Origin of the sequence: Succinimonas amylolytica DSM 2873 (assembly GCF_000378405.1) — a bacterium.
Taxonomy (GTDB): domain Bacteria; phylum Pseudomonadota; class Gammaproteobacteria; order Enterobacterales; family Succinivibrionaceae; genus Succinimonas; species Succinimonas amylolytica.
Genome location: NZ_KB899640.1, coordinates 1 through 2,626 on the forward strand (window position 1 = coordinate 1; position 2,626 = coordinate 2,626).

Consider the following 2,626-nt stretch of genomic DNA (forward strand, 5'->3'; position numbering starts at 1 on the left):
CTTATGCTCGGCAGAGAAACCATCATGATTCATTTTCACCTTTAGGTGACGTTTACTAACTCCTAATGGTTCGATATCAGGAAATTTACCTCCTGTTGCTTCTCTCTGGTTAATCCATTCATACAGGGTATGAGCAGTTGGATAACCTAATTGACGAACGGTTGGAACAATTTTTTTTAGTCTGTCATAAAGCTTTAAAGCCGCCTTGATTTGCTGGACGGTATATGCCATAGATCACCTCTTTAGGTGTCCAGGATTATGTCCGCATCCCCCTCTCGAAAGCCCGGCAGAAACGGGAGTTCTCCGGCAACGAATGATAATCGGCAATGACTGTCAGAGCGCTTTTCGCATTCACGTCTCTCTGCCGGCCGGGGATGAAAGCGCTGACATCAATGTTTGAAGACTTTTTGTTTCAAGATTTCCAATCCGCTTTACCGGAACCTTTATCAGTTAATCCGGACCGATTCGTCCCGGATTCGTTCAGTCAGAGGGATTGCTTTGAAGCCGGGGCGGGTAAAAACGTAAAACCCCGCATAGGCATGAACCAGTTTGGCGGTGAGAGTGTTACCTATGAAGGTATTGGTGCGACCAAGAAATGGGAACGTATTGAAAAAGCTGCGGACCAAAGTTTGTAGAAAACATCGTGCAGGCCATCGCCAGGGACATCCTGTGCTACGCCATGCAGACGCTACAGCACTGCAGCATCGTGATGCATATTCACGATGAACTGGTTATTGAAGCCAATCCGCGAATGAGCCTCGATGCTGTATTGTGACCAGATGAGACGTACGCCACCATGGGCTGACGGGCTAATTCTTGATGCGGCAGGTTACGTCACCGAGTTCTATAAGAAAGATTAACAATCACTTAATCGAGATCTTAGTCGGTAACTTGGTCGGTCACTACCGATCAAGTTGTCTTTGACTCGATTGCCATGATCGAACATTTTATTTCAGCTTTCTTTCAACAACGACACATTCCTTTTTACAGAAGCATATGCCATAAGTAAGAACAGCTTTGATGTCGTTGCGTTTAATGTACGGATCGGCATATTTCTTTTGAATTATCTGCTCAACGGCATCCTGAGCAATAAGCACTTTATCTTCGTTTTCATCTGAAGTCTGCTTAAGTTCCATAATTACGATAACGCCTCTGTTCTTTAGAGACTTGATTATCAAATCGATATAGCCGTTTCCTGACTCAAAATTGGATTTCTGCTCTGCAATGAGAGACGTGCCATTGACCAGTAGTCCGTTCATGAAACCGTGGTAATAGTTTTCCTTCGGAGCATTGACTGAAAAATCTCTGATTGAAACGTATTTGCCAAGGAGCGTGTTAAGGTTGTCCTGAACCTTTTCGGCATCACCTTCAAACAAACCTTTTACCAATTCACCGGTACTGGCTTTCATGACGGAATTGGTCTTAAAAAACGCAAGAATTTTATCTCTGAAACAGTCTCTTATTTCTTCATTAGGAATGTATAGGCTATATTCATTCTTTTTTGATGAACGGTATGTAGGATCAAAGGTGAGATACCCGGTATAAAGCAGCAGAGTCCAGAAGTCATTTATGTCATGGTTCTGCAAATCACCGTAGCACAGCGCCGCTCTTACTTCTGCGATAATGGATTTCCCATCCAGAAGGCTTTGCATCTTATCAACGTCATCCGGCTCTATAAAACCCATGAATTCTTCGATTACATCGTTACCGCTGGTATTTATCCAGTAGTTGCCGGCCTGAACGAGATTTTTGTCTTTACTCAGTTTTCTGTAGTTGTCATTACAGAAGTTCATGACATCCCACGGGCAGTACATGTGAGTTGTTCCAAAATGGTACCCGTCGTAATTGTTTCCTGCCTCTTCGTAATAGTCTGAAAGTCCGTAGTATGCGAGAACTTCCTGAGTTTCTTCCTTGGTAAAGCCTATTCCAGTGGATAGATCATCATCTCCGGAATCAAGAACCGAACAGACCAGAAGATTATTAAGCCCGGTAAAAATACTTTCCCTGGCTGCTCTTAAACACCCGGTAAGCACGGCTCTGTCCAGATACGTATTTGTTTTCAAGGTGTCGTTATAGAAAGGACTGATAAGATCTATCATTTCATCGTAGTAGCCATGATATGCTGCTTTGGCAATAGGCACATCATATTCGTCAATCAGAATAACTGGTTTTATCTTATGATGCGCTTTAAGAAGACAGGAAAGCGTCTGAAGGGATCCTGTCAGATAAGATTTATTGGTTCTGTCTGTAAGCTTTTCATAGTTACTCAGACAGGCATACTGTTCCTTCTGCTTATCGGATAATTCCTTACTGGTGGCCAGATATTCAAACTGCAGTGCCAGTCTGTATATCAGCGTAGCAAACTGATTATACGCATCGTTAAAATTCTGATGAACGATGGATTTAAACGACACAAAGATTACCGGAAACTTGCCCATGTATTCACTGCAGAATTCCTTATCTTCAAAAATCTTGGTGTCCTTGAACCACTTCTCCTGAAATGACACATCACCGGGATTTTCGATATTCAGAGACAGAAAGTCATAGAAGGTGGACATGGTTAGCGTTTTACCGAAACGCCTCGGTCTCATAATGAGAAAGGCATTGGTAGCTGATTCCTTAAACA

3 protein-coding genes are annotated in these 2,626 nt (G+C 42.9%); 1 reads left to right on the top strand and 2 read right to left on the bottom strand.

Features of this window, described 5'->3' with window-relative positions:
• Positions 1 to 231, bottom strand: a 231-nt coding sequence (locus F557_RS20400) for a death domain-containing protein (RefSeq protein WP_044143722.1), incomplete at its 3' end; no start/stop codon positions are given.
• A 143-nt stretch (positions 232 to 374) separates the two neighbouring features.
• Between F557_RS20400 and F557_RS0115415 the strand changes: the two genes are divergently transcribed.
• Entirely contained in the window at positions 375 to 635 is a 261-nt protein-coding gene (locus F557_RS0115415; RefSeq protein ID WP_157617923.1) for a hypothetical protein, read from the top strand.
• A 312-nt stretch (positions 636 to 947) separates the two neighbouring features.
• Here the strand turns inward: F557_RS0115415 and F557_RS20405 are convergent.
• Positions 948 to 2,626: AAA family ATPase (locus F557_RS20405; protein WP_019003113.1), on the bottom strand; the 1,679-nt coding region annotated here is incomplete at its 5' end.